This window comes from Emergencia timonensis (genome assembly GCF_900086585.1).
GTDB lineage: Bacteria > Bacillota > Clostridia > Peptostreptococcales > Anaerovoracaceae > Senimuribacter > Senimuribacter timonensis.
Window position 1 is genome coordinate 1,371,920 of record NZ_FLKM01000008.1, and the last position, 22,762, is coordinate 1,394,681.

13 protein-coding genes and 2 CRISPR repeat arrays are annotated in these 22,762 nt (G+C 43.0%); of the genes, 10 read left to right on the forward strand and 3 right to left on the reverse strand.

From position 1 onward, the window contains the following. Window positions 1-174: 174 nt before the first annotated feature. Window positions 175-3,168 carry a hypothetical protein gene (locus tag BN6539_RS07675; protein WP_067536071.1) on the reverse strand — a complete coding sequence of 998 codons (2,994 nt, stop codon included), beginning with the start codon at window positions 3,166-3,168 and terminating at the stop codon, window positions 175-177. A gap of 215 nt (window positions 3,169-3,383) precedes the next feature. Here BN6539_RS07675 and BN6539_RS22720 point away from each other — a divergent pair, with 215 nt between their 5' ends. Both BN6539_RS22720 and BN6539_RS07685 read left to right on the forward strand, forming a co-directional pair. Next, entirely contained in the window at window positions 3,384-3,566 is a 183-nt protein-coding gene (locus BN6539_RS22720; protein ID WP_067536074.1) for a hypothetical protein, read from the forward strand. Window positions 3,567-3,944: 378 nt separating this feature from the next. After that, window positions 3,945-4,239: a CRISPR direct-repeat array (repeat unit 32 nt; unit sequence GTCGCATCCTCATGGATGCGTGGATTGAAATA). Between the two features lie 184 nt (window positions 4,240-4,423). Continuing rightward, window positions 4,424-5,548 (forward strand): hypothetical protein, encoded by a 1,125-nt coding sequence (locus BN6539_RS07685; RefSeq protein ID WP_067536075.1) that lies wholly within the window; start codon window positions 4,424-4,426, stop codon window positions 5,546-5,548. 56 nt (window positions 5,549-5,604) lie between these two features. Here the strand turns inward: BN6539_RS07685 and BN6539_RS07690 are convergent, their stop codons facing one another. Next, window positions 5,605-8,196: a hypothetical protein gene (locus tag BN6539_RS07690; protein ID WP_067536078.1), complete on the reverse strand. Its 2,592-nt coding sequence runs from the start codon at window positions 8,194-8,196 to the stop codon at window positions 5,605-5,607. A gap of 215 nt (window positions 8,197-8,411) precedes the next feature. Between BN6539_RS07690 and BN6539_RS22725 the strand changes: the two genes are divergently transcribed. The 5 genes from BN6539_RS22725 (at window position 8,412) to guaA (ending at window position 15,557) form a co-directional block, all read left to right on the forward strand. Beyond that, a complete protein-coding gene (locus tag BN6539_RS22725) occupies window positions 8,412-8,594 on the forward strand; it encodes a hypothetical protein (RefSeq protein WP_067536080.1) in 183 nt (60 codons plus the stop codon). Between the two features lie 50 nt (window positions 8,595-8,644). Beyond that, window positions 8,645-9,264: a CRISPR direct-repeat array (repeat unit 31 nt; unit sequence GTCGCATCCTCATGGATGCGTGGATTGAAAT). A gap of 395 nt (window positions 9,265-9,659) precedes the next feature. Beyond that, window positions 9,660-11,453: an Ig-like domain-containing protein gene (locus BN6539_RS07700; RefSeq protein WP_067536081.1), complete on the forward strand. Its 1,794-nt coding sequence runs from the start codon at window positions 9,660-9,662 to the stop codon at window positions 11,451-11,453. Between the two features lie 151 nt (window positions 11,454-11,604). Next, window positions 11,605-12,144, forward strand: coding sequence for a DUF4352 domain-containing protein (locus BN6539_RS07705; protein ID WP_067536084.1), 540 nt, complete (start codon window positions 11,605-11,607; stop codon window positions 12,142-12,144). Window positions 12,145-12,351: 207 nt separating this feature from the next. Further along, window positions 12,352-13,860: an IMP dehydrogenase gene (locus BN6539_RS07710; RefSeq protein ID WP_067536091.1), complete on the forward strand. Its 1,509-nt coding sequence runs from the start codon at window positions 12,352-12,354 to the stop codon at window positions 13,858-13,860. Between the two features lie 155 nt (window positions 13,861-14,015). Continuing rightward, on the forward strand, window positions 14,016-15,557 hold the full coding sequence (gene guaA / locus BN6539_RS07715) for a glutamine-hydrolyzing GMP synthase (protein WP_067536095.1): 1,542 nt from the start codon (window positions 14,016-14,018) through the stop codon (window positions 15,555-15,557). Window positions 15,558-15,662: 105 nt separating this feature from the next. Here the strand turns inward: guaA and BN6539_RS07720 are convergent, their stop codons facing one another. Then, window positions 15,663-17,525 carry a helix-turn-helix domain-containing protein gene (locus tag BN6539_RS07720; RefSeq protein ID WP_067536097.1) on the reverse strand — a complete coding sequence of 621 codons (1,863 nt, stop codon included), beginning with the start codon at window positions 17,523-17,525 and terminating at the stop codon, window positions 15,663-15,665. Window positions 17,526-17,902: 377 nt separating this feature from the next. Between BN6539_RS07720 and BN6539_RS07725 the strand changes: the two genes are divergently transcribed. From BN6539_RS07725 to BN6539_RS07735, 3 genes are read left to right on the forward strand one after another with little or no spacing between them, the layout of a single operon-like run. Further along, window positions 17,903-20,281, forward strand: a complete 2,379-nt coding sequence (locus BN6539_RS07725) for a glycyl radical protein (RefSeq protein WP_067536098.1) — start codon at window positions 17,903-17,905, stop codon at window positions 20,279-20,281. Between the two features lie 21 nt (window positions 20,282-20,302). Continuing rightward, window positions 20,303-21,238, forward strand: a complete 936-nt coding sequence (locus BN6539_RS07730) for a glycyl-radical enzyme activating protein (protein WP_067536102.1) — start codon at window positions 20,303-20,305, stop codon at window positions 21,236-21,238. A 38-nt stretch (window positions 21,239-21,276) separates the two neighbouring features. Then, window positions 21,277-22,689, forward strand: coding sequence for a Na+/H+ antiporter NhaC family protein (locus BN6539_RS07735; RefSeq protein ID WP_067536104.1), 1,413 nt, complete (start codon window positions 21,277-21,279; stop codon window positions 22,687-22,689). The last annotated feature ends 73 nt before the right edge of the window (window positions 22,690-22,762 follow it).

Here is a 22,762-nt window from a genome sequence, read left to right on the forward strand (position 1 = left end):
TTCAGTGAGTTGAAACGACGGGGTTTTGATGTATATGTAGGTCAGACTGAGAATGGAGAGGAAGCTCAATGCTTTGGATTGGATTCTGGGGAAAGTTAAATAATTAGCCTATAGGAAAAAAGAAGGCCGGAACTCCAGCCTTCTTTAAGTTTTAAAGTATTCAGTTTTGCTAAATTATTTAGCAGTTCTGATTGCCTTTAATGACCACTGGGTGTAAACTTTTTCTCCATCAATGGTTCTGTAGCCACGAACCTTGTAGTAGTATCTGGTACCCTTCTTCAGGTTCTTCTTATTGTCCATGTAAGTCTTCTTTGTGGTACCCATCTTAGTATATCCGCTGTTTCTCTTAGTGGATCTGTATACCTGGTATCCATCGACTTTGTATCCATAGGACTTCTTCCAAGATACTCTGGTTCTGCCTTTGTAAGCTTTGGATGTGGCTTTCAGAGTAGTAGCTTTCACGCCTAACTTCAGAGTCCTGTTCTTATCTTTATCCACTATAGCTAACTTAGCTTCTGCTACCATTAGTTTTTCCAGATACAGCTTAGACACTGAACCGTTAACAATTTCAGCCTGCTGTGCTGGTGTAAGTGCGTCAAAAGCAGCTCTTGCGGCCTTCACCGCTTCTGCATCTTTTGATGTAGGCTCGGCTGGAACAGCAGCTAACGCATCAATCACTTCGTTAACCTGTGCTTTGCTAAGCTTTACTTCGAGACCTGTATTATCCGCAGACAAGCTATCCTCTGTTACTTTTGTAGCTCCCATTGTTTCTGTTACAGTATAGAGGTCACAGTATGCGTCAAAACCTGCCCTTAGAGCCTCTATAGCGTCTTTATCAGCAGTAGTAATTTTTGCTTTATCATTTAATGCTTTCAATTGTGCCTCAAGTGCATCAGATTCAAGTTTCTGAAGTGCTCCAATAGCTGCATTATAAACTGTACTCGTGTATTCAGTTACACCTGGCAACTTGTTGTATTCTTCAATTGCATTCTTAGCGGCAACAATTGCGTCTTTTTGTGCTAAAGTTACTGGTGATTTAATTGCAGCTACTAATGCTTTAACAGCCTCAAGCTTAGTATCTAAATCTTTGTCACTAATAACAACGCTATCAACGTATTTTTTAGCTTCGGCTACTTTTGTAGCAATATCGCTAGCCGATGACGCTTCTTTAACAATCGCATATGCGTTGAACGCAATCTTTCCTTTTTGATCTGCATAACTGTTCCACTTATCACCAACAGTTACTGTTGTGACATAAGTACCTACTGCTGCATTTACTTTGGAATAATCTGAAGCTTCAACTCTTCCAACTACATATGCAATATACTTATCAAGATCAGTAGCATAGTTCTTTATAAATTCATTATAAAGAGATGCACCTTTCTCCCATTTTTTCTGAAGCTGTTCTGTAGTTGCAATCGCATCGTATTTCGCATAAGCATCAGTGTACACTTTCTTCAGTTCAGTTACGTCTTTTGTCGCAAGTATAGATTTTTCAGTATCTGCAACTAAAGCCTTTAAAGCTTCAGCGCTTTCTTTTGAATAGACATCAACTTTTGCGCTAGCATCTTCTCCGTAGTTGGCCACACCGCTTCTTTTTTCAGTAGGTGTATTCCATGGATTTGTTGTCTTTCCGGAAGTACTTCCGTCGTCAATCTTGATTTCATCAAGACCGCCTTTTGCAGCGTCTTTACCGTTAATAAAAGCAATATACTGGCTCTTCTTTGCGATAAGTCCAGTGCTTACTGTTGCTGTACCCTCCAGAGCTGTAGTAACAGCTGTACCATCAGCTTTAACATAAGTAGCTTCTATGTCTTTATTAAGATTGTCTGCCAAATCTGCCGCATCATAGTATGGTGCCCCATAAATATCAGTTAACTTTGACATTCTGTCAGCAAGCGCCTTTACTTCTTTAACAGCGGCAGAAGTTTTCGCATAGTTTGTCAATGCTTTAGTAGTAACTGCTAACTTACCGCTAGGGGTAGCATAATCAATTGCATTCCCGGAGTTAAATGTCCAAGCATTAATGATATCTCTGATATCGCTTGCTTTATCATTTACAGCTTTTGTTGTCTTCTGTGCATTAATCTGTGCAGTAAATGCTTCTAATGCACCAGCTTTTTGTTCAGCAAGCGCAGCCAGTTCATCATTGAGTAGCTTTAATTTTGCAGTGTCTACTTTTGCCTGTTTGTTTAATTCAGAGATTCCATCATTCAATTCTTTTTCAAGATCTACAAACTTAATATTGATTGCTGCCGAAATCTGGTTAATTGCTGCAGATTTTGCTGCCTCAACAGTCTTATCACTTGAAAGATCGTCCTTAGTAGGAAGCTTTTCGATATAGTAATCCTCTGGAGCTGCTGCAATCTTGTGGCCATCAATGTAATCCTTCACAACTTTTGCAGCAGTCTGATATATTCCTATTTTTTCTAAATCAGTGCCAGTTGCAGTGTTGATCTCTTCAATCTGAGCCTTTTTTAATGCCTTTACAAAATCATAAGCACTGTATTCTCCAGCTGTGATTTTAAGTGTATCTGCACCATATTCACCTTTAGTGTTTCCTGCAATGACTGTTACTTTATATTCTTTCATGTCTGTAGAATACTTGTTTTCGTCATATGCATTAATCGCCGCTATTGCGCTTGTTTTTGATACAGGCGCAGCCTCTGCAAATAAGTCATCCATTGGATAAAAAGCGTTTCCACCATCCAAGGCACCAATTACAGCTACAACATCCAATTTGTCAATTTCGGCAAGACCGGCTTTTCTTACAGCTTCTATTGCTGCCTTTAAAGCGTCGTCTGAAACATCTGCGTCAGCAGACATATTTTTGATTTCGTTATTTGCAGCCTCGTCTACAGCTGTTTTAGCTGCATCTGCTGCTTTTTTAATCTTTGCTTCTATGACTGCCTTAGCAATAAGGCCAGCACCCTCATCTTGAGCATTTCCTAGTTTCTTTGTTCCGTCACTTACCTTATCAAGGTATCCGTCTACAAATTTAAACTGGGATGTCAGGCTGGTTGCAGCTTTATCGATATCTTCTTTACTCTGTGTCACTTGGTTTGCGATAGACTGGGTTGCATCAACTTTGCTAACAGCAAACGCAGTACCAACTGTGTAAGTGAAGACAACTGACAATGCAAGAAGCACTGTTAAAAATTTCTTCATTTTAAGAATTCCTCCCTCTTTTTTTGTACGTTTTGTAAGATTATAGTTATGCGCGTTTTTGCACAAAACTTACAAATGAAATGATAGTTCACAATGATCTCGGGGGATGGGTGTGAAAGCGTTGAACGTGAAATGATTCGTTGTGGGATTGGTGAGACAGCACGTAATTGTAAGGGAGATATGGCAGCGTCGATCAAATGTTGCAGAAGATTCAAATGGAAGACCATTTTGGTGAAATCTGTGGTAGAATGGAATATATAGCAAGCGCACAGTCACTGAGAACGCCCAGGTGCGAAAGGCAAGTGAACATGGAATCCCCGGGTCTTTCGCACCTCAATATGGTGAAATGTGCAGGATATATGGCAGTGAATTATCATTTGGAGGACGTGGCAGTATAAAGGATCCCTGTATTTAGTACGTGTTCCGCCTATGATTACCATATATTGCGGTCGCATCCTCATGGATGCGTGGATTGAAATAACCTCAAAGTGCAGGTGGTCTCCTGTAGATATGTCGCATCCTCATGGATGCGTGGATTGAAATACGGCACGCCTGTATTTATCNATCTGTGGTAGAATGGAATATATAGCAAGCGCACAGTCACTGAGAACGCCCAGGTGCGAAAGGCAAGTGAACATGGAATCCCCGGGTCTTTCGCACCTCAATATGGTGAAATGTGCAGGATATATGGCAGTGAATTATCATTTGGAGGACGTGGCAGTATAAAGGATCCCTGTATTTAGTACGTGTTCCGCCTATGATTACCATATATTGCGGTCGCATCCTCATGGATGCGTGGATTGAAATAACCTCAAAGTGCAGGTGGTCTCCTGTAGATATGTCGCATCCTCATGGATGCGTGGATTGAAATACGGCACGCCTGTATTTATCGTAATACACTTCGATGTCGCATCCTCATGGATGCGTGGATTGAAATTATATTGCTACAGTGTGTAGGTGTAATTCCTCCTGTCGCATCCTCATGGATGCGTGGAATGAAATCAATCTCCCATCCGCTTATAGTAGACTGCGGCAGCGAGTCGCATCCTCATGGATGCGCGGATTGAAATTCATAATGATTTTAGGGGAAGGGAGGATAGAGGCGTGTGATTGACAAAGAAAGAATAGATTTATAACACAAAGTATAGAATAGAAGGAGTATAAGGTCAGATATATTTATCTTGGGAAGATGATGCCTGAAGTGTGCTTTTGTGTTATAATCAAATTACAGATAGGATGCGGAGGAGAACGATTGATGTTTTATACTTTGATGAACATGGGAAGAGAGATAGTCAGATTCAGGACTTACAGAAATGAATATGGGACGGTTCGTGCAGATGATGTCAAGGTATTGCAACAGGATCTGCTTCCGCAGGAATACACAGGTGATGTCATCCGCTTTATTGAAGGAAGGAAAGCGCCAAAGCACAGAAAGCATGTTCGAAGCATATTGAAGCAGTTGGGAGCGGAAGATGTAGAAGGGTTTATCAGAGTAAGCAGTGCAGCATCTCTTACAGATACGTTCTGGGTAAGAGATGAAGAAGCACCAAAAACCTGGGAAGAGGTATCCCTCTACCGGAATGACTTTGATGAAAATATCGCTCGCATTGCATTTGAAGGCGGATCAGGGACTCTGAGTACAACCACACCAGAACTTAGCGTAGATGGCAACTATGCTAAGTGTTGGATCAAAGAAGATCAGGGCCTGTTTCTACTGAAGCGGGGGAGCGAGACTTACGGCAGGGAGGTTTTTGCTGAATACTATGCGTCTCAGTTGGCAGAAGCCGTCTGCAATGAATCAGTTATATACGATCTTGTCCAACATCATGGGCATCTCGCAACAAAATGTGAAATTTTTACCAGTGAGGCCAAAGGATTTTCGCCGATGATGTATCATGTGGAGAATCCTCATTCCGTATCAGTTAAGGAAGCTTTAGCTATTATTGAAAAATATGGAGATGGGGACAACTTTAGACGAATGATGGTATTTGATGCACTGACCCTGAATATCGACCGTCATTTGGGCAATTTTGGTCTTCTGATGGAAAATGAGAGCCTCACTCCTCTAGGCATGGCACCAGTCTTTGATCATAATCGCTCAATGCTGTTCAACCTCAGTGACGAACGATTCATGGCGCAGGATATGGACGGCCTAATAGATATCTATCCCCGCCTAATGGGTGAATTTAATCTGAACGCCAATGATATGTTGACTGACGAAATCATAAGCGATCTCCGAAATCTCTCAGGATTTCAATTCAGCAGGCATGGTAGATTTGACTGGCCAGAGGAAAGGCTTAGGAAATTTGAACATTTTATAGATAGACAGATAGACAAGATTTTGAATAGGGAGAAACTGTTTATAAGCAGGTTTGAGTAATAAAAAGAAGGCCGGAATTCCGGCCTTCTAATTGTTTTAATATGAACTATTACAAATTATTTAGCAGTTCTAATAGCCTTTGATGACCATTTTGTATAAACTTTTTCATCACCAATGGTTCTGTAGCCTCTAACCTTGTAGTAGTATCTAGTACCCTTCTTCAGATCTTTTTTATTATCCATGTAAGACTTCTGTGTTCTGCCCATGAATTTATATCCAGTATCTTTTTTAGTAGATCTGTATACTTCATATCCATCGACTTTGTATCCATATGACTTAGTCCATGAAACCCTTGTTCTGCCTTTGTAAGCCTTTGAAGAAGCTTTCAAAGTTGTACTCTGTACGCCTACAGTCAATCTAGCATCCTGGATTTCCTGCAGTGCATCTACTCTCGCTTCAAGAAGGATTAACTTAGCAATATTCGTAACCTTTGCCTGTTGACTAGCTTCTAGTGCGTCATATGCCTCTTTGGCAGCCTTGACTGCATCCTTGTCAGCTAATTTGACATCATCTGCATCAGGGAGAGCAGCAATCATTTTGATTACTTCATCAACTGCAATAGAATTCAACTTATCAATTGCATTATTAAGGGCTGTTAACTTTGCTCCAGCGATGCTAAAGTTTGCAGCACCGTATTCTTCAACATAAGCGTCATAAGTCGATTTTGCAAGCTCTATGGCTTCCTTACTATCCTTTGTAACAGTTCCGATTGCATCAATAAGATCTTCTACCTTCTTAATCTCCAGCGCTTTTACATCTCTTTCTGCATTTGTTAGAACTGAAACGTAATCCGTACCAACTTCAACAGATTTACCAGGCATAGCATTGTATGCATCTAAGGCTTTCCTAGCAGCGACAATCTTGTCTTTGCTGTCAAGTATAACAGTATTGTCAATAGCTAAGATTAATGCCTCTACAGCAGATTTTGCTTCGAGCAGTTGTTCTGGAGTTTTCAAGGCGTCAATCATTGCTTTTACTTCTGTGAATTTTGTTGCCATTTCGTCTTTGGTGTAAGCCTTCATCATTTCAGTGTATAATGTTCCGCTTAAACCATCGGTAGCTAACAAATCATCTTTGTCTGCAGCTGGTTTCACGCTAGCTTTTGTATAGAAATCATTCAAGTATGAAAGAAGCTGTGCTTTGTATTTTACATCGTATTCTTTGAACAATTCGCCATTTGGACTGGCAATTTCCAAAGCATGCATCTGGTTACTGATTACGGCAGCCTTTGCATCTTCAGCAGCTTTAACAGCGGCATTAATCTCTGCAACCGTCTTGGCAGCTTTAACAGCAGCAACGCCATCTTTAACAATCTGTTTTACTTCATCAATTCTTGAACCACTATATAAAGCGTCTACGTCAGCTTTAAGCGCTTCTACTGTCCCTACTGCCGTAGCTCTTACACCAGATAAGCTTGCCTTGCTGTCAAATGCAGCCAGTAGCGCCTCTTTAGCCTTTTGTTCAGTAGTATAAGTATTTGTAGTGTAAATCTCAACAACTAAACTGTCGAGTTCTGCCTTAGCGACTGTTGCATCATATTTTAAGCTTCCATCGCTTTCAGTAGCATACGCTAGAATTGCAGCATATTCCTTTACTGCATTTGCAATAGCAATCTTTGCAGCATTGTCATCAAAACTGTTCCAGTCAATATTGGCTTTTACGTCAAACTTTTCTACGTCTACTTTCACTGCTATTTTATTGATTGCAACAGTCTGCACAGCAACAATTGCATCAATGTTTCCTCTTAAGTTTGCAACAGCAGCTTTGGCTGCATCAAGTGTTGCCTTGTTTGCATCACTCTTGTCTGCATCATATGCTTTCTGAGCAACGGCAACAGCAGCATTTGCATCAAAAAGTTGAGCAGCATATTCAACTTCTGCATAGTTTTTCAGTTCAGCAATTTTTGCTTCCTTAGCATCAGCAAGTGCCTTTGCATCTGCATCCTCATCTGTTAGAGACTTTACAGCCGCGGCCTTGGCAAGCACTGCATTGATTCCTGTACTGTCAGCCACAATTAACTCAATGTCAGCACCTTCGCCAGTTGAAGCATACTTTTTAATTGCTTCAAGTCCGCTGGCAGGATCTTCGATGATAGCTTTTAGTGTTGCTGCATTAGCAGCAGAATAACTCGCATAATTATATGCGCTTAGTGTATCTACTGCCTTGTCTCTAGTGACTACAAGTTCTGCAGCAGCCAATTTATCATTGGTAACTAAAGCTGTCCACTCAGCTACAGTATCATACTTTTCGTATTCGGCAGTAATGTCCGCCAATTTACCCTGCGCTGTTGGAACATCATCGGCCGCCTTAACGGCAATTACTTTTGCATCAATTGCGTCATTTATCGTAGCAATTTCTTCTGTAAGTACTTTATCAAAAGCATCTTTTGATGTATTTACAGTTCCGCCATTGGTAGCAGTTAACTTTAAGTCACTACATCTTTCAACTCCGGCAGAATCTTTGACAAAGTTCTTGTTTGCATAGATATTTTTCACAGAGTTTATCGAGTTTTTATAGCTCTGTGCCATTGCTTCTGCTTGCTTGATTACGTCTTCTTTTGTCGGTGTACCAGCAGCCGCAAACGCAGTACCAACTGTGTAAGTGAAGACAACTGACAATGCAAGAAGCACTGTTAAAAATTTCTTCATTTTAAGAATTCCTCCCTCTTTTTTTGTACGTTTTGTAAGATTATAGTTATGCGCGTTTTTGCACAAAACTTACAAATGAAATGATAGTTCACAATGATCTCGGGGGAAGGGTGTGAAAGCGTTGAACGTGAAATGATTTGTTGTGGGATTGGTGAGACAGCACGTAATTGTAAGGGAGATATGGCAGCGTCGCTCAGATGTTGCAGAAGATTCAAATGGAAGACCATTTTGGTGAAATCTGTGGTAGAATGGAATATATAGCAAGCGCACAGTCACTGAGAACGCCCAGGTGCGAAAGGCAAGTGAACATGGAATCCCCGGGTCTTTCGCACCTCAATATGGTGAAATGTGCAGGATATATGGTAGTGAATTATCATTTGGAGGACGTGGCAGTATAAAGGATCCCTGTATTTAGTACGTGTTCCGCCTATGATTACCATATATTGCAGTCGCATCCTCATGGATGCGTGGATTGAAATTTGAACTAACCAATTTTAATACAGAAATATCTGGTCGCATCCTCATGGATGCGTGGATTGAAATATAGGTTGGATTTTTTGTTGCTGCAGTATCACCCCGTCGCATCCTCATGGATGCGTGGATTGAAATGCCGTAAGGTGTACTGTTCACGACTCCACGATCAGGTCGCATCCTCATGGATGCGTGGATTGAAATCATTTTAACAACTGGGGAAGTCAATTGCAATCCGGTCGCATCCTCATGGATGCGTGGATTGAAATCCATATGTCTTATAGGCGTTTGGGGAATACTTATAAGTCGCATCCTCATGGATGCGTGGATTGAAATTGGTTCGGTTATATATTAATAAGCCGTACTCGTGTCGCATCCTCATGGATGCGTGGATTGAAATTGTGTCTTGCTGATTTTGATGCCTAATTGCCAAGTCGCATCCTCATGGATGCGTGGATTGAAATACTGCCGTACTCTGCGGTCTGTTCTTTGCGTTTTTGTCGCATCCTCATGGATGCGTGGATTGAAATGAGTTATGACAACGCGCATGGGTTTCTTCCGATTGTGTCGCATCCTCATGGATGCGTAGATTGAATTTCACAATGATCTCGGGGGAAGGGAGGGCGCTATATAACAAAATTTCTGCAATGATACGACATCAAGTAAAAGTATAGTGCAAAAACATAAAAAAAGGTCAAGTGGGTATCCTTGACCTTCTTTCGCTATTAAAACTGCGTAACCCCCAAGTTACATTTTAATAGCTATTGGTGTTTGCTTTGAACAAAAGCAATTTATAGATTGTGAGACCAGTGTAATATCTGCAATCTATAATCATATTATACAGAAAAATCTAAAAAAGAAAAGACCATGTCTAAAATTGGAACATTTTGTTTGCATTTGACTACATAGGATTGGGTTTATTTGTATAGGTGACAATAAAAATAATTTGTGTTAGAATAATTACATTGATAAAACAAGAAAGGAAAGAAAACATGAAAAAACTAATGGCGTTAGTATTATCAGTTGCGATGGTGATCTGTGCATTGCCAGCGGCAATTTTTGCCGATGATACAGCAGCAACTGCAACTGACTTAAGCACTGCGACGATTGCCGCTATTGCAGATGTTACTTATACTGGTAAAGAAATCATACCAGAGGTGAAAGTAACATTAGACGGAAAAGAGGTAGAAGCAGCAAACTATGATGTTGCATACGAAAGCAACACAAATGTTGGTGAAGCGAAGGTAACGATAACGGGAAAAGCACCCGCTTATACCGGCAGCGTTACAAAGAACTTCAACATTATAGCAAAAGCTTTCAGTAACTCAAATAAGCCGACAATCAACATACCGACACAATTGACAGGTGCCGATACAATTCGAGGGGTGAAAATCACTTGGAATGGAAATACTCTTGCAGAAGGAACCGATTTTGCAGTAGAGCAGCCAAAAGAAGCACTTGCCGCAGGAACAGAAACAGCGACAATTGAATTCAAAGGAAACTATGCTGGCACAGTTACACATCAATTCAACGTAGTGACCAACGATTTCGGCAAAGCTGCTGTATATTTTGAACAGATCAACCAGACATACACTTTTGATGGTACTGAGCAGAAACCTGCAGTCAGAGTGGAACTGGGCGGCAAAACCCTTGTAGAGAATACAGACTATACCGTAGAATACATGAATAATGTGAACGCTGGAACTGCTAATATTGTTGTAACGGGAGCAGGCTCCTATGCGGGAACAAAAGGTGTTTCTTTTACCATCAATAAGGCAAAATTAGCAGATGCTGTTTTGACAATCAGTCCGGATTCCTATGGCACTACAGGACAGCCTATCATGCCTACTTATACAGTAAAGCTCGGAGGTTATGACCTAAAAGCTACAGATTATACAGCAAAAGCAACGAATAATGTGAACACAGGTACTGCGACATTGACTTTGTCTGCAACAGATGCAGGTAACTTTACTGGAACAATCAGTGGTACATTTACAATTGCTGGTAAAGATGTTTCAACATTAGACATCGCTTTGACCGGCGCCGATGATTTAAAGTATGACGGAACTGCAAAAACACCAGCAGTTACTGTAAAAGATGGAGCCAAGACTCTCGTCCTGGGAACTGATTACACGGTTACTTATGAGAATAATGTAAACGCAGGTACTGGTAAAGCCATCGTCAAAGGCATTGGCACATACGCAGGCGAAAAGACTTTGGAGTTCAAGATCAAAGGTGCAGCCAGCAAAGTGATCACAGGATACACCACCTATACGAGATATACGAACAGCGTTTCATTCAACCTAAATGCCAGAATTTCAACTGCTGAAGCAGGTGTTACTTTCAAGTACACTTCAGATGATCCTGAGGTTGCAACTGTTGATGAAGACGGATATGTGACCATCGTAAACACAGGTGTTGCAAAGATTACTGTTGAAACTGTAGGAACAAAGACTTCCGATCCTGCATCAAAAGTAGTAACTGTCAAAGTGAAACCTGTAAAACCAGGAGTAGCGCTTTCAAAGCCTGCCAAGAAGCAGATCAAAGTACAGATTACAAAAGTTAAAGGCGCAACAAAATATGAAGTTAGATACGGCAGAAACGGTAAGTATTATTCAAAATACGTTAAACATATCGACAGCAAGTACACTAAGACTTCAACAACTTTGAAGAACCGCACGTCAGGTAAGACGTATTACGTCAAAGTTCGCGCGATTAAAGTACTGGATAACGGAGATACCTTAGTCGGTAATTGGTCCGCTAATAAAAAGATCAAAGCAAAATAACTCACTTCAAAATTCATAACAAAACACCAAAGCGGCCGCTCCTTCGGAGCAGCCGCTTTGCATATCTTCACAAAAATCTCATTTGCATTCAATAGAATTTTCAAGTTATAATGATATTATAACTACGAGATGACAGTGATAGGAGAAAGATATGAAACACAAAAAATTACTACCAGTTTTGCTTGGCATCATGTTGATTCTGACCTTTACGGCTTGTGGAAGTGACGATAAAGAACCCGGGCCGCTTTTAAATGAACTGAAAGAAGCAGAGTTTTATCAAGGTGAGCTTACTACGGGCATGGTCGGCGACACCATGAAGAATTCCTTCTTCGAATGGAAGGTGAACTCCGTCAAGACGGAGACAGAACTAAATGGAAAGTCTGTGGGTGCAGGTAAGAAATACGTAGTTGCTAATATTTCGGTGAAGAATACCACAAAAGAAACCTTTGTAACAGGCAACTATGACTTTATCGGATACATGGAAGCATCAGAAGACGGACACTTGGACACGGCTGACAGTTTTTACGACGATATGTACCCGGATGAAACCGAACTGGCAGCAGGGAAGACTTTGACGGGAGATATCGTGTTTATCGTAGATGAAGATGTGGACGAGATCGTCATGGACTACATGGAGTTTTATGGGGACGAGAGCATAGGTAATACCAACTGGGTAGATCTCAAATTATAACTGGATTTTTCGTCTTTCAGGCCGGTACTCAGTTACCGGCCTGAAATATTTTGTCTTTGATCTGCGAAAGGGAAAATTTACCCTTGCAAATGAGTATAAAATAGTATAAAATAATTGGAAACATAAGACGGCACGCGCGATTAAAAGCCGTCTATTTTCATAAGTAATTTGTATTTTAATATTATTTTTAGGAGAGGAGAACAACACATGGCCCACTATTTTAATGAACCATCAAGAACTTTCAACGAGTATCTGCTTGTACCAGGCTATTCATCAAAAGACTGCAGAATTGAGAATGTCAGCCTGAAAACCCCTATTGTAAAATATAAGAAGGGTGAAGAACCCAAGATTACAGCGAATATTCCACTGGTTTCAGCAGTGATGCAGGCCGTATCAGACGATAAGATGGCGGTAGCACTTGCAAAGGAAGGTGGAATTTCTTTTATATTCGGTTCACAGAGCGTGGAAAACCAGGTAGAAATGGTGAAACGCGTAAAGTCCTACAAGGCTGGATTTGTTAAGAGCGACACCAACCTGAGACCGGATCAGACTTTGACAGATGTACTGGAACTGAAAGCCAGGACAGGCCATTCCACCATTGCGGTAACAGAGGATGGAACAGCAGAAGGCAGAATTCTCGGTCTGGTAACCAGCAGGGACTATCGTGTCAGCAGAATGGATCCGGACACGAAGATCAGCGAATTCATGACGCCTTTTGAGAAACTGATTTATGCAAAGGAAGGCTGCTCGCTGAGCGAAGCCAACGACATTCTTTGGGACAATAAGCTTAATGCAGTCCCTGTCATCGACGACAACCAGAGACTGACCCATTTCGTGTTTAGAAAAGACTACGACAACCACAAATCAAATCCTAACGAACTTCTCGATTCTCACAAGAGATATGTGGTAGGAGCAGGTGTCAATACCCGCGATTACGAAGAGAGAATTCCGGCTCTTGTTGAGGCAGGCGCTGACGTGCTCTGCATTGACTCTTCCGAAGGATATTCCGAGTGGCAGCTGGACACAATTAAATGGGTGAGAGAAAGATACGGCGACACCGTCAAAATCGGCGCAGGCAACGTGGTAGATAAGGATGGATTCAACTTCCTGGCAGAAGCGGGCGCAGACTTTGTCAAAATCGGTATCGGCGGCGGTTCCATCTGCATCACGAGAGAGCAGAAGGGTATCGGCCGCGGCCAAGCTTCTGCAGTAATTGAAGTGGCAGAAGCGAGAGACGAATATTTCAAGAAAACAGGCGTTTACGTGCCAATCTGCTCAGACGGCGGCATCGTTTACGATTACCATATGACCTTGGCTCTGGCTATGGGAGCAGATTTTATCATGCTGGGCAGATATTTCGCCAGGTTCGATGAATCTCCTACGAACAAGTTGAACATCAACGGAAACTATGTCAAAGAATATTGGGGTGAAGGCTCCAACCGTGCCCGTAACTGGCAGAGATACGACCTGGGCGGCGACGCTAAGATGAAGTTTGAAGAGGGCGTGGACTCCTATGTTCCGTATGCCGGTTCACTTCACGATAACGTAAATCTTTCATTGAACAAAGTAAAAGCAACCATGTGCAATTGCGGCGTTGTGAGCATTCAGGAACTGCAGAGAGATGCCAAGTTGACATTGGTATCTGCAACATCTATCGTAGAGGGCGGAGCTCATGATGTTATTCTGCGTGACAGCAGCCAGAACGCAATCAGATAGTACTCAAAATTGTCTTTAACGGTGTTGGCTTCAGCTGTGCACTCCTCACGTACCTACAAGTACGCTCCGGGGCGCACAGCTTTGCCGCTTTGTTACAAACAATTTGTGAGCATGATCTGCATATATTTAGAAGCTAATTTAACATAGGAGTGTGTATGAACAAAGAACTGATTATCGTTTTGGACTTCGGAGGTCAGTACAACCAGCTGATTGCTCGCCGCGTGCGTGAATCTGGTGTATACTGCGAAGTTCATCCTTATAAAATTTCTATAGAAGAGCTGAAAGAAAAGAATCCGAAGGGTATCATTTTAACTGGAGGACCAAACAGCGTTTACGGTGAAGACGGGTTAATTCCAGATGAAGGTCTTTGGGAATTGGGCATTCCAATTCTGGGTATTTGCTACGGTGCACAGCTGATGACCCATGCGCTGGGCGGTAAAGTGTCTTTGGCATCGAGCAAAGAGTATGGCAAAACAAAGATTTTGATCGACTCTAAAGAGAACCTGTTTAAAGACTTTGATGATACGACGATTATGTGGATGAGCCACAGCGACTATATTGAAAGACTGCCAGAGGGCTTCTGCGTCACTGCCCATACAGCGGCTTGTCCGATTGCGGCCATGGAAAATGCGAGCAAGAAGATGTACGGTGTGCAGTTCCATCCTGAGGTGATGCACTCGGTCAAAGGCAAGGAGCTGCTGGCTAATTTCGTTTACGGTCCGTGCGGATGCAAGGGCGACTGGAAGATGGATTCCTTTGTGGAAGCGACCATTAGCGAGATCCGAGAAAAAGTCGGCGATGGCAAAGTGCTGTGTGCTTTGTCCGGCGGCGTAGATTCTTCTGTTGCGGCGGTGCTTCTGTCAAAGGCCGTTGGCAAACAATTGACCTGCGTATTCGTGGATCACGGCCTGTTGCGCAAAGACGAGGGCGACGAGGTAGAAGAGGTGTTCGGACCTGCCGGTTCCTATGACCTGAACTTCATCCGTGTCAACGCCCAGCAGCGCTTTTACCATAAGCTGGCCGGAGTGACAGAACCGGAGGCAAAGAGGAAAATTATCGGTGAGGAGTTTATTCGGGTCTTTGAAGAGGAAGCTAAGAAGATTGGCGCCGTGGACTACCTGGTGCAGGGCACAATTTATCCGGACGTGATTGAGAGCGGCCTGGGCGAATCCTCTGTCATCAAGTCTCACCACAACGTGGGCGGACTTCCTGATTATGTAGATTTCAAGGAAATCATCGAACCGCTGCGCATGCTGTTTAAGGACGAAGTGCGTCAGGCTGGTCTGGAACTTGGAATTCCAGAGTATCTAGTGTTCCGGCAGCCATTCCCTGGTCCCGGTCTTGGAGTGCGTATTATCGGTGAAGTGACAGCAGAGAAGGTGAAAATCGTTCAGGATGCAGATGCAATCTACCGGGAAGAAATCGCTGCTGCCGGACTGGACAGAGAAATCAACCAGTACTTTGCAGCGCTGACCAACATGCAGTCTGTTGGTGTCATGGGGGACTTCAGAACCTATGACTATGCTGTAGCGCTGAGGGCAGTGACGACTTCCGATTTTATGACCGCAGAAGCAGCAAAGCTTCCGTGGGAGGTGCTGGAGAAAATCGCCAGCAGAATCGGCAACGAAGTGGATCACGTCAACAGAGTGTTCTATGACTTGACCGGAAAACCGCCGGGAACCATAGAGTTTGAATAGATAAAATAATAAAGTGAAAACCACAAACCCCTTGCTCTTTCAAGATGTTTGTGGTTTTGTTTTAGTTGACGTTTCTTCTAAGACTATGGGATAAAAATGATAACTTCAAGAAACTGCAGCTTTATTTATCACGATAACATTTATTCCTGCTCCGGCGATGGAAACGCTGATATTGAGCTTATCTTCGATATTTTCGATGCTGACTTGGGTCTGCGGTTCGGTGTTCAACAGGTGAATCCACCCGTCTGGCAGGGGGAAACTCTCAGGAAACCCAAGCTGAGACATATGAGTGAAGATGGAATTGGCGTTGGACAAGGCATATTTAGCGATGACGTATTGTCCGGAGCTGACCGGAATGCTGAAATCTACATTGAGTTCGTCCATAAAGCCATTAATGACGTCGTTTGTTTCATACAGCCCTGCGCTTCGTGTGGACAGATGCTGGATATCTTCATTGTAATTTAAAACAATGATTGTATAGGAGTCTTCCTGCTCCAAATCGTTTTTTATCACATAATAATACTTTCCCCAATAAAGCAAAGTGCCCTTGATATTCTGAAGCAAGCGGTATGCATAAAAAGCCGGCTTAGGAACCAGAGCCGAAGTCAGACAGCCGGGACAGCCCTTGAGGATTTTCAATGACGCTCCTTGATCGCGCAGCCGGCAATGGAGGTTATTCTCTTTTGATGCAAAATAGGTTTGAAAGATCTGTATCGCAGCAGCGATTGAATCGTATCCCGAAGAAGAACTGCCGCAGCCGCTATTTTCAAAATAGGTTGAAACATCATACCCTGAGAATGTCAGTCTGTTGGAAATCAAAGCCGTAGTGGTTTCGCTGTCACCCTGGCGAACCGCGAGTACGACTTTTGAGGCATTTAGTTCGTACAGCATGTTGAACAGCCTTTCGCCCATGACGCTGTAATCCTCGTGGGTGATTACAATTTCCAGTGAAGGGTGTATTTTCATAATCGAGTCAACCTCTGGAAGTACCTCGACATTCAGGTGGAGTCGGTTGATGACAGAGGAACTGTTTTCTTGGTCGCTGACAGCTGACAGGCATCGCCGTATGCAGCTGACAGCTTGATTTTCAGACAAACCCTTAAACCTTGCAGGCCTTGTAGGGCTTAGAATGTGCGATGAGAACTGCTTTCGGTGCTCTTCAGGTGTATGTCCAAACCACTTGATAAAAAACTTTTCGTAGTAGGATGTGGTAGAAAATCCTACATCTCTTGCCACGACACTTACTTTTCGGTCGGTCTGCAAAAGGAGTATTTCTGACATCTCAACCCTTGCAAAGCAGAGAAACTCTTGAAAACTGATGCCCATATAGTCTCGTATGAGATGTGAAAGATAGAATGTGCTCAGGTGTTCCATTTTGGCCAGGTCATTGAGAGTAATCCTGTCCGCATGGTTTTCATACACATAATTTATGATACGGCTGATGCGTTCAACGATAACAGGATTGTCGTTTTTAAAATGAATGACAACCTGGCCTTCAAAGGCGAACAAATTGAAATACTGGTTGAGGTATTTGATGACTTCAATCATTTGATAAATACAGGTTCTTTTATAATTAAAATTTCTTCTTGAATAGTCCAGCAAAATGTGCAGCAGCATTTTACGGAGCGTATCCAGCTTAGGGTGCTTATCATTATTCACATATGTCATGAAACAAGCCTTATTCAGAGTCGGAAAATACTGTGTAAAAAAGCGGTTGCTGACCTGTATGATTGCCACGACATTTTCTTTATCTGTGGCAGTCAGACCGTGAACTTCATGCCCATTGTTAGTAAAAATATCTCCTTCTTTCAAAAGATAGTTAGAACATACGTCTTTCGCACGAATTTCTCCTTTCAGAACATAGACGAACTCGACATCTTGATGATAATGAAAAGGATATTCTGTAACTTTTGCAATTCTTATGTTTATTGGAAAATCATCAAGATATGTAGTTTTTTCAAATAGCAAGTCAAACACCTCCTTAGAAATACATTATATACCAGACCAGAAAAGGGAGAAAAGCTTTTCCTCGTTTTTTTTAGCAAAGTAATCAAGGTTTACAGCAAACTAATATCGAGTGTTTTAGTGAAGCAGAATGTAACCGAAAAAAGCCTTTTGCTCGGTAAAGAACAGGATAATTCTGTGATTTCTTTGATTTAGACAGATATGTGGCCGTAAATTATGAGAATCTTCCAATCATTTTACGGCGCAGCATTGCGTTATTTATTTAAATTATAGCCTTTTCCTTGCAACAACACAATTGGAAATATCAGCAAGGCAATTCTTGTCTTCCAATCTAACATATTATATGATGAAAGAAGTTGAAATAACGGAAGGAGTACAATATGTTAACACCGAGAGTGAAGCGAATGAAGGAAAAGTATTTTGATACCATTCCACAAATCACGGCAGAGAGACTGGTATTAGCAACTGAAGCATATCAGAAGTTTGCCGGCGATGCGGTCCCTATTTTTAGAGCCAAGGTCGTTGACTACATCATGGAGAACATGACCACACTGATTCTGGATGATGAGCTGATTGTAGGAACAGCAACCAATGCATATAGAGGCGCCAGCCTGCACCCGGAATTCCAGTCAAGTTCATGGTATATCAGTGATATTGATGAATTCGGAACAAGAAAAAAGGACCCGTATTATATTTCTCCGGAAGATAAGGTGACGATTCTGGAGACCCTAAAATACTGGGAAGGAAAGTCAATGGAAGACCTGTCACAGACAGCGATGCCTGCCAAAATTCGCGAGCTTGAAAAGGATGACATCATTTGCGTAGGTCTTGAAAATGGTGTTTCAGGTGAAACGACATGTGACCACGAAAAGATTCTGACAATAGGGCTGAGGGGATACATCGAAGAGTGTCAGAGAAATATCGACAGCACGCTGCCGCAGACCATGGAAGAACAGGCTAAGGTGGATTTCTGGAAGGCATGCATCATTCAGTGCCAAGGACTGATTACTTATGCGCACAGAATGGCGGACGAAGCCGAAAGGAAAGCTTCTGCCTGCACCGATGAGAAAAGAAGACAGGAGCTTCTGACGATTGCAGAAAACTGCAGAATCGTTCCGGAGCAGCCGCCGCAGACCTTCCAGCAAGCCCTGCAGGCAGTTTGGTTTGTACACGTTTATTTCTATATCGAAGTATGTACGACTGCATGTGGATTCGGCAGATTTGACCAGTATATGTGGGAGTTTTATAAAAAGGACGTAATTGACGAGAAGAGCATCACACGGGAAGAGGCTCTGGAAATGCTGGAATGCCTCTACCTCAAAACCTGCGAAGTCTACGAAGTGAGAGACAGTTGGTACGCGACCGCATTTGCAGGATATCCGATGTGGCAGATTTTAGTCGTCGGCGGACAGACACCAGACGGCAAAGATGCCTGCAACGATCTTTCATACCTTTGTTTAGAAGCGGCAGATGAGCTTCAGGTCAAACAGCCTGTCATGGCACTAAGAGTTTGGGAAGAAACGCCAGAGGATCTAATTCAGTTTGGCTGCAGAATGATTCAGGAGGGACAGGCAAATCCAGGTTTCTTCAATGACGACACTGCAATCAAGATTTCTCTTGGCAAAGGAAGAGGAAGTACCATAGAAGAAGCAAGAGACTGGACGATTGTGGGCTGCATCCAGCCAGGACCTGGCGGCGGCGGAACAGACGGTTCGCCTGATGCCGGTTACGTGAACATGGGCAAGATGATTGAATTCGTTCTGCACAATGGCGTTGATCCCGCCACAGGCAAACTGGCGGGGCTTGAAACCGGCGATCCTAGAGAGTTTAAGAATATAGAAGAATTTAAAGATGCGCTCAAGAAACAGATTCTGCATCATTACGATCTGATTAGAACAGGTTATAACCTGATGCAGAGCATCCATATGAACAGATATCCTGTAATTTTCGCGTCCATGGTAACGAAGGGCTGCGTAGAAAGCGGAAAATCCGTGCAGCACGGTGGAGCAAAGTATTCGACTGCTGGTCTTTATGTCACTGGACCTGCAAATCTGGCTGACTCCATTGCAGCAGTGGAAAAGTGCGTATTCGAAGATAAGGATTTGACAATGGATGAGCTGATTAAGGCCTGCGACTCCAACTTCGAAGGACAGGAAAGGCTTCGCCAGCTTCTGCTGAACAAGCCGGAGAAATATGGCAACAATCAGCAGCACGTCGACGGTATCTACAAGGAAATGATGGACTATATTGCAGATCACGTTCAGAAGTGGAACGACGCCAGAGGCGGTTATTATGCATTTGGCATCGATTCCCAGACGATGAACATTCCTCACGGTCAGGTAACGGGAGCACTTCCTGATGGGCGACTTGCAGGGGAACCCCTTTGCGATGCTTCCTCACCGATGATGGGCAGAGATATAAACGGTCCGACAGCGACAGTAAAATCCGTTGCCAGCATGGTAGACGAAGCATTACATGAGGGCGCTCTGTACAACCTGCGTTTTGATCCAAAGGGCGTCCAAGGAGAAAACGGCCTGAACATTATTGAAGGCGTGATCAAAACCTATTTTGAAGACGGAGGCCAGCATATACAGATCAACGTAGTCGATAATGAAACTTTGAAGAAAGCCCAGGAAAAGCCGGAGAACTACAAAGGACTGATGGTTCGTGTAGCAGGCTATATGGCATACTTTACAGAACTTGATAAAAGCGCACAGGATGCGATTATCTACAGAACTGCGCACTTATCGCAGAATTAGGATAGCGGGGAGGATGTTTTAATGAAGAATGCCCCTGAAAGCGTTTTTGTGGGAAGCCTTCAGAAGTTCTCTGTAGAAGACGGGCCTGGAATCAGAACTACTGTCTTCATGAAAGGTTGTCCCCTCCGCTGTAAATGGTGCCACAATCCGGAACTGATTGACTCACAGCAGCAGCTGATTCAGTCACCAAACAATTGTATCGGATGCGGATACTGTGTCGAGATATGTCCGCAGGGGGCAGTGACCATGAGCCCGCAAGAGGGCGTTGTAATCGACAGGAACAAATGCGATGTGTGTCTTGTGTGTGCAGACGGGTGCTATGCAAAGGCTTTAAGACCTGTGGCAAAGTGGATGACCATAGATGAAATACTCTGCGTAGCGGAGCAGGATAAAGGTTTTTATGATAACACAGGCGGCGGTATTACAGTCAGCGGAGGAGAAATCCTCCTGCACGCCGAATTTGTAAGCAGGCTCATCGACGAAGCGGGCAGGCGAGGCATTAACGTGTGCATAGATACATGTGGTTTTGGAAATGCACAGGCGCTCATGGAGATGGCCCTTAAGGAAAACGTCACGGACATTCTTTACGATATGAAGTCCATTGACGAGGCCGTACACAGAACATACACCGGCGTCAGCAATCAGCTGATTCTTGATAACCTGAGAATGCTGGCGGCAGATGGGAGAACTGTGGATAAGCTGACCATGAGAATGCCCCTCATGAAAGGGGTAAATGACACTGACGACATCATAACGCGCACAGGTGAATTTTACAGAGAAATAGGCGTAAGGCGAGTGAACCTGCTTCCATACCACAATCTTGGAATCAGTAAGAAAAGAAATGTGGGCGGCACGCAGGAAGAATTTGAACAGCCAACAGAAGAGCGTTTAACAGAAATAGAAATTTATTTTAAAAATGAAATAAATTTAAAGGTGGAAATTTTGGGTAGAGTATAAAAAATTATTTATTGCTAGTTTAATAGGAAGGAAACACTATGGACGGAACTAATTTAGGAATCATCACCTTAATTCCAGCAATCAGCTTCTTAGTATTCGCGCTGGTAACTAAGAAGTGTATTCTAAGTATCATGTTATCTGGTATACTTGGATACATATTTTACTACAAGGCAGCGTTTTTCATGCCAATGATGGATGCATTACAATCAGCAGCATGCGATGCAGACAACAACTATATCGTAATCATTTGTCTGTTATTTGGATGTTTCGTACAGCTGCTTAGACAGTCACAAGGCGCCGTAGCAGTAGGCAACTTGGCTAGAAAATATGTCAAGTCAGAAAAACAAGTACTATTTTTGACCTGGTTATGCGGTATTATCATCTTCATCGATGACTATCTCAGCATTCTGGTTACTGCAAACTGTGTAATGACTCTTTCAGACGAACATAAAACGCCGAGAGAAATGCTCTGCTACATCATCAATACAACCTCGGCGCCAGTTTGCTTAATCATACCGATTTCCGCATGGGTCGTATTCTTCTCTGGCGTCTTTGAACAGCAGAAAGAAGCTGCAGTGGTTGGCGACAGTGCAATGAGTATTTACTATCATATCATGCCATATTTCTTCTATCCATTCCTATGTGTCATCTTCGTACTCCTGGTGATTTGGGGAGTCGTGCCAAAGATGGGCGGTATTAAGAAAGCATATCAGAGAGTCGCAGAAACAGGACAGCTTTGGCCGGCATCGAGCAACATGCAGAACCAGGGCGACGAACTGGGTGAAGTCATGGGTGCGATTAGTGACGATAGTGCAAAAGAAGAAAAAGAAGTAACGCCGCATCTTTGGGCATTTGTTGTACCGATGGCGGTGGTCATCATCGTAACCTTGTGGTTAGATGATATTCTTTACGGTGTAAGCTGCGGCATCTTTGCCTGCTTCCTCCTGTTCGTTCCAACAAGAATGATGAGCCTGGGAAAATTCTGTGACGCCTGCTACAAAGGTCTTGAGGATATGTTGTTTATAGCAGTGGTACTGGTTACTTCATTATTCTACAGAGAGTCCATCGGTCTCATCGGGTTACCTGATTACCTGATCGATGTTGCAGGCCCATATATGAGTGCAGAATGGCTTCCGGCAATTGCATTCATCCTCATCGGCTTGGTTTGCTTTGCAACGGGTAATATCTGGAGTGTACCGGCAGTATGTACCCCGATTATTCTGCCCCTAGCCGCTTCCAGTGGCGCCAGCATTCCGCTGACGCTGGGAGCAATTATTTCAGCGGCGTGCTTTGGCGCACAGGCCTGCTTCTATTCAGACGTAACGCTGCTGTCAGCTTCAGCTTGCCGAATCAATAACGTAGATTATGCAGTTGCACAACTGCCGTACATAGGAATTGTTACAGCAGTCTCCTTTATCGGATATGTAATCGCTGGTTTCGTTATGGCCTAAATAGCCGCAGGAAATACTGCTGGTAATGATAAAAACTTTAATGGAAAGATTCCGGTCAATTGATTGCTCAATT

Bases quoted from the DNA above. Each gene is read 5' to 3' on its own strand.
- BN6539_RS07675 (WP_067536071.1), bottom strand. From the start codon at position 3,168: ATGAAGAAATTTTTAACAGTGCTTCTTGCATTGTCAGTTGTCTTCACT.
- BN6539_RS22720 (WP_067536074.1), top strand. From the start codon at position 3,384: ATGGAAGACCATTTTGGTGAAATCTGTGGTAGAATGGAATATATAGCA.
- BN6539_RS07685 (WP_067536075.1), top strand. From the start codon at position 4,424: ATGTTTTATACTTTGATGAACATGGGAAGAGAGATAGTCAGATTCAGG.
- BN6539_RS07690 (WP_067536078.1), bottom strand. From the start codon at position 8,196: ATGAAGAAATTTTTAACAGTGCTTCTTGCATTGTCAGTTGTCTTCACT.
- BN6539_RS22725 (WP_067536080.1), top strand. From the start codon at position 8,412: ATGGAAGACCATTTTGGTGAAATCTGTGGTAGAATGGAATATATAGCA.
- BN6539_RS07700 (WP_067536081.1), top strand. From the start codon at position 9,660: ATGAAAAAACTAATGGCGTTAGTATTATCAGTTGCGATGGTGATCTGT.
- BN6539_RS07705 (WP_067536084.1), top strand. From the start codon at position 11,605: ATGAAACACAAAAAATTACTACCAGTTTTGCTTGGCATCATGTTGATT.
- BN6539_RS07710 (WP_067536091.1), top strand. From the start codon at position 12,352: ATGGCCCACTATTTTAATGAACCATCAAGAACTTTCAACGAGTATCTG.
- guaA (WP_067536095.1), top strand. From the start codon at position 14,016: ATGAACAAAGAACTGATTATCGTTTTGGACTTCGGAGGTCAGTACAAC.
- BN6539_RS07725 (WP_067536098.1), top strand. From the start codon at position 17,903: ATGTTAACACCGAGAGTGAAGCGAATGAAGGAAAAGTATTTTGATACC.
- BN6539_RS07730 (WP_067536102.1), top strand. From the start codon at position 20,303: ATGAAGAATGCCCCTGAAAGCGTTTTTGTGGGAAGCCTTCAGAAGTTC.
- BN6539_RS07735 (WP_067536104.1), top strand. From the start codon at position 21,277: ATGGACGGAACTAATTTAGGAATCATCACCTTAATTCCAGCAATCAGC.